We start from the raw sequence: 8,121 nt of genomic DNA on the forward strand, positions 1-8,121 counted from the left end.
AATGGAATTTTGATGCCAAAGCCCACCAGCAGCGTTCCCAGCAGGATCAGTTGAGTCGTGAGCGGCAGAACCTGCGATCGCGTCACGTCGTACTCAAATGACGTCGCTCCACTAAGCCACGTCAGACCCAAAAAAGCAGCCAGAATGAGAACGCCAGACACAGCCGTATAAATCAGAAACTTGGTTGCTGCGTAGCCGCGCTGTGCTCCTCCCCACACCCCAATTAGGAAGTAGAGGGGAATTAGCTCTAACTCGTAGAACAGGAAAAATAGCAGTAAATTCTGAGCCAGAAAGGCGCCGACAACACCAGCATTCAACAGCAGCAGCAGGAAGTGGTAGAGGTGAGGACGCTGAATATCGCGATCGGTACTGTAGATTGCAAGCCACGTCAGTAGACCGTTGAGCACCACCAACGGCAGCGACAACCCATCCAGCCCCAGCCGATAGGTTAATCCTAGCGATTCAATCCAGGGCAGGTTCTCCTGAAATTGCAGTGCGGGACTTCCCGCATTAAACAGCCCTACCAATCCCACTGACCAGACAAAGGCAACCGCTGACACGACCAGTGCAATTGAGCGAGAGGCAGTCGGTGCAATTGTCTTCGGCAACAGCGCAATCAGGACGGCTCCCACTAAGGGAATGATAATTAAAGCACTCAGCATAGCAAAGTCCGTTAGGGAAGCAGAAAGCGAGGGAGAACGAACCGTAGCGAATCGCTACCACATGAAGGTCAACAGCGCACCCAGAAAGCTAACTCCGATTAAAATCGTTAGCAAATAAAACTGGGACTGACCGGAAACACTGTACTTCAGGCTCTCACCGCTAAAAATCGACACTATCCCGACGAAGTTAACGATGCCGTCCAAGACGTATCGATCGAACCAAGCACTGAGCCGCGATAGCCAAGTCACTGTTAAGACCACCGTTACGCGGTAGAGACGGTCCACGTAAAAGTCGTACGCAAGCAGATCTTGAACAAACTTGAGGGGAATCTGTATGGGTCTTGACCAGGTCCGATTCAGATGAACCGTCGCTCCTATTACACAGCCAGCGGCTCCAGAAATCACCAGCAACAGCATTGCCATCTGATTTGCGTACGCCCAGTCAGGCAGCAGCGACAGTCGCCCCAGCATCAAGGGAATCAAGAGCGTCACGATCGTTAACGACACCATTGGCACTGCCATCGTCCAAGGCACCTCAGGGGCACGACGAGTTTTTGGCTGGGGCAGCCCCAGAAAGACGAGTCGAAAAACGCGAGTCAGATTCAGCATCGTCAGACAGTTCGTCAGCAGCAGCACAGCAACCAGCCAGGGCTGGTCGTAGATGAAGGCATTAACGCCCTGACGCAGCGCCCAAAAACCACCAAGTGGTAGCAGCCCTACCAAACCAGCGGACCCGACGACAAAGGCAGACGTCGTTGCGGGCATTCGCGACCACAAGCCACCCATCTCAGTCACATCTTGGGTGTTGGTAGTCAGGACGATCGAACCAACGCTCATAAACATCAGCGCCTTAGCAATCGCGTGAGTGAACAGCACCAGCAGCGCGAAGCCCGTCCACTGCATACCGACGGCAATAAATACCAGCCCTAAATAGGCACTCGTGGAATGGGACAAAGCACGCTTAATATCTACTTGAGCGATCGCCACAAGTGAGGCGCCGATCGCGGTCATCGTGCCCAACACCACCAGCGCCGTTGAGGCAACGGGAGACAAAACTAGAATCGGCTGAAGCTTGATCAGCACATAGGCACCGCAAGCAACCACTACAGAATTTCGCAGAATCGATGCAGGATTCGGTCCTTCCATCGCTTCATCCAGCCATAGGTGCAGTGGAAACTGGGCGCACTTGCCGATCGGTCCCGCAATCAGCGCTAAACCAAGCAGCGTGGAAACGGTCGGCGATAAGGTTGCCGTGTCCGCCCATTCATATAGCTCCGGAAAGTTAAGCGTTCCCGATAGGGTTGCTAATGCCACCACGCCCATCAGCAGCAGCACATCACCCACGCGCTTCGTCAAAAAAGCATCCCGCGCGGCAGTCACTACCAGCGGCTGAGCATACCAAAAGCCCACGAGCAAGTAGGTGGACAGGGTCAGCATCTCCAGAAGCGCATACGTCAGAAACAGCGAGTCGCTGATCGCCAAGCCGCTCATTGCACCTTCAAAGAAACCCATCAGACCAAAGAATCGAGCTAGTGCCCAATCTTTCTCCATATAGCCAAGGGCGAACAGCTGCGCGAAGAAGCTAAGCGCTGTGACCAGCTCAACAGCTCCGGTGGTGATCGGGGAAACCTCGATCGCAAACGACAAATCCAAATCGGCGGCTGTCAGCCAGTGGACCATAATCGACTGCGTTTCCTGCGACAGAGTTGCCTGAAACACAAATGCCCCATGCACAAAGGCAACAAGCGTCATCAACAGGTTAAAGTAAGCCGCAGGTCGGGGTCCGGTTTGCCGCACGAGTCCGATCGCCCACGGCAGCGTGAGCAACGCGCCAATTAATCCATAGCAGGGAATCCACCAACTAGTCTGGAGGAGGAACTGATGCATTGAAGCTGCCCTTGTAATGCTACTAACGTGAGTAAACCAAAAATGTCCTCAAACCACCTCATGTAGAGGCTGGAGGACACGTTCATTTTCTTAAAAGTGATAAATGAATCTTAACTCTAATCTCAGCTTAATGGCTCAACCCTTCAACCATAGACTGTTTCTTAGTGAAACACAATTATGGCGAACTTTAAAGTTTAGTGTATAAATACAACTTATATTCAATGAATATTTCTATTAACTTGCATTGGAAAAAGCCTATGATGATTGAGGTAAAAGTCGAATAAATCTCTGCTGAAAGGCAGTGAGAGCGATCGTGAAAAAGCTCTAGCAACGAGGTTTCTGGGCTTTGTACCTGCGTTGAACTGCGCGATCGCAGCGACGTATTCAAGCTCATTGATTCACTGATTAGTTTGGCTAATATCCAAAATTTGGAACAATCATTGAACTTTATATTGTCAAGGGTCAGCCGCAATCTTATTCTTAGATTAGGTACGGTGAAACCTCGATAAGGCTTGGAATGATGGCAATTTCCGTCAAAATTTTCATCCTTTAGGCTGTACGATTAGTCCCACTTATCAGGAGCGTGATAATGCCAATTGCTGTAGGAATGATTGAGACAAGGGGCTTTCCCGCCGTAGTTGAAGCGTCTGACGCGATGGTGAAAGCAGCTCGCGTTACGCTGGTCGGTTACGAAAAAATCGGCAGCGGTCGCGTCACCGTTATCGTGCGTGGCGACGTCTCCGAGGTTCAAGCCTCTGTCGCGGCAGGCGTGGAATCGGTGAAGCGGGTCAACGGTGGCGAAGTCCTTTCGACTCACATCATTGCTCGCCCACATGAGAACCTGGAGTACGTGCTGCCGATTCGCTACACCGAAGCCGTGGAGCAGTTCCGGAGCTAAGAAGCGGATAGCAATTTGCTAGCGATCGCTTTGTTAGTGCAACGTTTGATTTCGTTTATTTAATGGAAGGGAGATAGTTACGATGGCAATTGCAGTTGGAATGGTAGAAACGCTGGGCTTTCCCGCCGTAGTTGAAGCAGCAGACGCAATGGTGAAAGCGGCTCGTGTAACGCTGGTCGGTTACGAGAAGATCGGCAGCGGTCGCGTCACCGTTATTGTGCGTGGTGATGTCTCCGAGGTTCAAGCCTCTGTCGCCGCTGGGATTGAAAACGTCAAGCGCGTTAATGGCGGACAAGTTCTCTCCACTCACATCATTGCCCGTCCGCACGAGAACCTGGAGTACGTGCTGCCGATTCGCTACACCGAGGCTGTGGAGCCGTTCCGCGAAAGCGTTAGCGGTATTCGTCCTCTCAACCGTCCGTAAGAAGTCCTGATGCAGATTGCTAAAGTCCGTGGCACGGTAACGAGTACTCAAAAGGAACCGAGTCTGAGAGGTATCAAGTTCCTGGTACTGCAACTGGTGGATGAAGACGGGCAGCCGCTACCCGACTACGAGGTAGCGGCTGACAGCGTGGGAGCAGGCATCGATGAGTGGGTGCTTGTCAGTCGGGGGAGTGCGGCACGTCAGGTTCCTGGCAGTGAGCAACGCCCGATCGATGCAGCGGTCATCGCGATTATTGATACCGTGAGTCTGGATAATCGCTTGCTCTACAGCAAGCGCAATCAGTACTGACGGGTCCACTGCTCGATCGCCTTGCGCCTCCGCTCACCTAGGCTACCTCGCTCAACGGTCCAGCAGTCCGTCTTCAGCCATTCCGTATCGCGATTTCAGTTGGAGAGGTTTTATGGCAGTCCGTACAAATGCGGCTCCTTTAACTCCCCAGACGAGAACGTTAGCCGACCCCCGAATTGACCCTTCTGCGTCGATTCATGCGTTCTCAAATCTGGTTGGAGATATCCGCATGGGTGCCAATGTGCTCATTGCGCCGGGAACGTCGATCCGGGCAGATGGGGAGGCACCGTTTCACATTGGCGATGGCACCCGCGTCCAGGATGGCGCGGTTATGCACGGGTTAGATAAAGCGCGCGTGGTTGGCGATGACGATCGCCCCTACTCCGTGTGGATCGGGGCAAATTCAGCGATCACTCACATGGCGCTGATTCATGGTCCTGCCTACATTGGCGATCGCTGCTTTATCGGTTTTCGCTCCACAGTATTTAACGCTCGCATCGGTCAAGGCTGCGTTGTCATGATGCACGCTCTGATTCAGGATGTCGAAATTCCGCCAGGGAAATACGTCCCCTCTGGCGCAATGATTACCACGCAGCAGCAGGCGGATCAACTGCCCGATGTGCGCGAGTCCGATGTTGCCTTGACGGCTCATGTCACCAGCATGAATGCAGCGCTGCGATCGAGTGATCATGGCGCTGAACCTGCTGCCCTCACTGCCCCACTCCAACCCCAAACTAAATCCAGCACCCTCGATGCAGACATGAATATGAACTCTTACAGCCAAAGCGGTGGCGGTCTCGATACCGGTACCGTCAATCAGGTCCGTCAATTGCTTGCTCAAGGCTACCGAATTGGCACCGAGCACGCGGATGAACGACGCTTCCAGACAAGCTCCTGGAAAAGCTGCTCGCCGATTCAGGCAACCCGTGAGACGGATGTGATAACGCAGCTGCAAAGCTGTCTTGCCGAGCACGCGGGTGAGTACGTTCGCTTAATCGGCATTGACCCCAAGGCAAAGCGGCGAGTGCTGGAAGCAGTTATTCAACGTCCCAACGGTAAGCCTGTTCAGGCTCCGCAGCGCGGGGTAAACTCCACTGCTAGCAGCAGTGCCTCTACATCAGCATACCGTCCTACCCCTAACCGCGCCCCTAGTCACGGAAGCGGGTTGAACGCTGATGTGGTCAACGCGATCCGGCAGTTGCTAGCTCAGGGTGCCCGAATTGGTATGGAGCATGCTGATGCTCGGCACTTCCAAACCAGCTCCTGGACAAGCTGTTCGCCGATTCAAACAACGAATGAAGCAGGGGTGATCGCGGGGTTGGAGGCGTGCTTGGCTGAGCACGGGGGTGAGTATGTCCGCGTGATTGGCATTGACCCGAAGGCGCGACGACGAGTCGCTGAAATCATTGTGCAGCGCCCTGATGGAAAGGGTGGCAGCGGTTCCCCGAAAGTTTCCTCTGTCGCAAGTTCAACGCCAACTAGCTCAGGTAGCACGTCCACTCGTCCTGCCGCTGGTAGTTTGGGGCAGGACCTCGCGCAGCAAGTCAGACAGTGGCTGGCGCAGGGATATCAGATTGGCGTAGAGTATGCGGATGAGCGCCGTTTTCGCACGAGTTCTTGGCAGAGCATTGCCATTCAGACACAGAGAGAATCCGAAGCGATCGCGACACTGAATTCCCTTTTGGCTGAGCACACCCATCACTATGTCCGACTGGTCGGAGTTGACCCGAAAGGCAAGCGGCGCGTTGCCGAAGTAATAATCCATCGCCCCAACGGTAAGGGAGCAGACAGCGCTCCACCAGCATCCCAGCCGAGCAGCAATAATGGTTACACCCCTGCTCCTAGCAGCAACGGTCAGCGGTCTGCCGGAAGCTCTGCTGGACCTGTAGATTCTGCAGTTGCTAACCAGATTCGCCAGTGGCTAGCGCAGAACTACCGGATTGGAGTGGAGTACGCGGACGAGCGACGCTACAAAACCAGTTCCTGGCAAAGTGGTGCACCGATCCAGACAAACCGGGAATCTGAAGTGCTGTCGACACTATCGTCGTTTCTGAACGAGCATTCCAGAGACTACGTGCGCGTGATCGGCATTGATCCAAAAGCGAAACGGCGCGTGGCAGAAGCCGTAATTCACAAGCCCAGCAAGAAGTGAGTACCTGATGCTGCCGCAACTGCAACTGCGACCCATTAGCACCTCTCACTTTTTCATGAGTGGGGATGTGACGATTCAGGATGGGGCGGCGATCGCCCCTGGAGTGCTCCTCCAGGCAGATCCAGACAGTCGCATCCTGATCAAAACCGGAGCCTGCATTGGCATTGGCTCTGTGCTTCACGCTCACCACGGCGCTGTGGAAGTTGGAGAGGGCGCCAGTATCGGTGCCGAGGTGCTGCTAATTGGGCAGGTGACGATCGGTGCAAATGCCTGCGTCGGAGCAGCAACGACGATCGTGAACAGTTCGGTGGAGTGGGGCGGCGTAATTCCACCCGGATCGCTTCTAGGTGATACAAGTCGCTCTGCCAGCGAGCTGAAAGCAACGGATACCGTGTACTATCCAACCCCCGAGGCAAACACGCCTGCGGCTCCTAACGCGATCGCCGACCCCGCACCGGAAACGCCTGCTAGTTCTGATGCTAGTTCTGACCTAGCCAACAAAGGCGCGGGTGTCAGCGTCTACGGGCAACTATACGTGAACCAGATGCTGGTGAAGATGTTTCCCAACTCGCGTAGGGCAACCCCGCCACCAGAGCCTCGATCGTCTGCCGAAGACCCGTGGGACGACTAATTGAAGACACAAGGATGGGCAGTGCGACTTTGACCACGATCGAGGGAACGACCTCCAAAGATACTGCCTACCTATTTCTTTCCAAGTAATTAAAGAAAAATAAAGCGGTACTTAGACGGATTAGGACGGAGTGCAGGGGTAGAACCTCTGCCTGAGGGCGAAGCTCCTACATTCCTAATGTCTCAACGCGCTTACGTAGGGCTAAAAAGCGTGGTGAAGAAGCAATTCTGTTTCAAACCGTTAAGCTGAGCCTAGATCTATATCTACTTTTAACCTTTCAAATATAGTTAGCCTTATCTATACGTAATTCTACTGCCGTTTGGTACCTGTTTGCTTCCCGGTACTCAATATCCTTCCTCAAGACTATGAAACGCCAATTACTGAGTTTAGCGTTGATAATCTTTTTGCTTCCCATGCAAGTCTTAGCCGCAAATCTTCAACAGAAAAATGCAAATTTTCAGAAGAAAGACCAAGCAGAATTGATGGCAAAAGTTGCTGGTGGCTATGGGGAAATTGGCGAGACAAGGCAAGCATTACAAATTCTTGACAACGCTCTCAAACTCGCCAAACCTTTACCTAAAGATTCATACAAAGATCTTGCCTTGAGGGAGATTTGTCAACAGTACGTGGCGATCGCTCATCTTGACAAAGCAATTGAAGCAGCCAACGCAATGCCTCAAGACACTTTAAAAGTCTATTGTCTGACGGCTATTGCCGCTAAGTATCGGATTCAGGGAAACAGAACTTTAGCTGATAAAGTAATTGATCAGGCGCTACAAACAGCTAATGCAATTTCCGTAGAGAAGTCAAACCACGAAGCATTACGATATGCCGAAGAACCCAGAAGTCTGGCATTGGTTAATGTGATTGAAGAACTGATTGCCAGTGAACAGATTGAGCGAGCATTGCGACTTGCCAAAACGATTCCCCTTGCCTCCTATCAGCGGGAGGCTAGCAGAAAAATTTTGAAGGCGAAAACGAAGCAACCGTTAAAACCGGAGCAAGAAAAAGCGAAACCTATTGCCATCATACCTACCAAGGTTTGTACTGGAGTTCCAGCGAATAAACTCTTGGGATGCGCCTTTCAAAAAGCTCTACTTCAAGAGCCATCTCTTGAGAAGCACATCTTCGGTCAAAACTTAACATTTTCAGGTATTC

The 8,121-nt window shown here is 52.7% G+C and carries 8 protein-coding genes; 6 read left to right on the forward strand and 2 right to left on the reverse strand.

The window, feature by feature from the left end; all coding sequences use genetic code 11:
• Together H6F43_RS20630 and H6F43_RS20635 are read right to left on the reverse strand one after the other, a co-directional pair.
• Positions 1 to 662, reverse strand: a 662-nt coding sequence (locus tag H6F43_RS20630; protein WP_277879989.1) for a proton-conducting transporter membrane subunit, incomplete at its 3' end; no start/stop codon positions are given.
• Positions 663 to 716: 54 nt separating this feature from the next.
• Positions 717 to 2,549: an NAD(P)H-quinone oxidoreductase subunit F gene (locus tag H6F43_RS20635; protein ID WP_190344998.1), complete on the reverse strand. Its 1,833-nt coding sequence runs from the start codon at positions 2,547 to 2,549 to the stop codon at positions 717 to 719.
• Between the two features lie 589 nt (positions 2,550 to 3,138).
• Here H6F43_RS20635 and H6F43_RS20640 point away from each other — a divergent pair.
• The 6 genes from H6F43_RS20640 to H6F43_RS20665 form a co-directional block, all read left to right on the forward strand.
• On the forward strand, positions 3,139 to 3,447 hold the full coding sequence (locus tag H6F43_RS20640) for a carbon dioxide-concentrating mechanism protein CcmK (RefSeq protein ID WP_190345000.1): 309 nt from the start codon (positions 3,139 to 3,141) through the stop codon (positions 3,445 to 3,447).
• 82 nt (positions 3,448 to 3,529) lie between these two features.
• Complete coding sequence (locus tag H6F43_RS20645; RefSeq protein ID WP_171574167.1) at positions 3,530 to 3,871, forward strand: carbon dioxide-concentrating mechanism protein CcmK; 342 nt, start codon at positions 3,530 to 3,532, stop codon at positions 3,869 to 3,871.
• Between the two features lie 9 nt (positions 3,872 to 3,880).
• Positions 3,881 to 4,180 (forward strand): EutN/CcmL family microcompartment protein, encoded by a 300-nt coding sequence (locus H6F43_RS20650; protein ID WP_190345001.1) that lies wholly within the window; start codon positions 3,881 to 3,883, stop codon positions 4,178 to 4,180.
• Positions 4,181 to 4,292: 112 nt separating this feature from the next.
• Entirely contained in the window at positions 4,293 to 6,332 is a 2,040-nt protein-coding gene (locus tag H6F43_RS20655; protein WP_190345003.1) for a ribulose bisphosphate carboxylase small subunit, read from the forward strand.
• Positions 6,333 to 6,339: 7 nt separating this feature from the next.
• Positions 6,340 to 6,963, forward strand: a complete 624-nt coding sequence (locus H6F43_RS20660; protein ID WP_190345006.1) for a hypothetical protein — start codon at positions 6,340 to 6,342, stop codon at positions 6,961 to 6,963.
• A 365-nt stretch (positions 6,964 to 7,328) separates the two neighbouring features.
• The coding region (locus H6F43_RS20665; protein WP_190345007.1) for a hypothetical protein at positions 7,329 to 8,121 on the forward strand (793 nt) is incomplete at its 3' end.

Source organism: Leptolyngbya sp. FACHB-36 (genome assembly GCF_014695955.1).
Classification (GTDB): domain Bacteria; phylum Cyanobacteriota; class Cyanobacteriia; order Leptolyngbyales; family Leptolyngbyaceae; genus FACHB-36.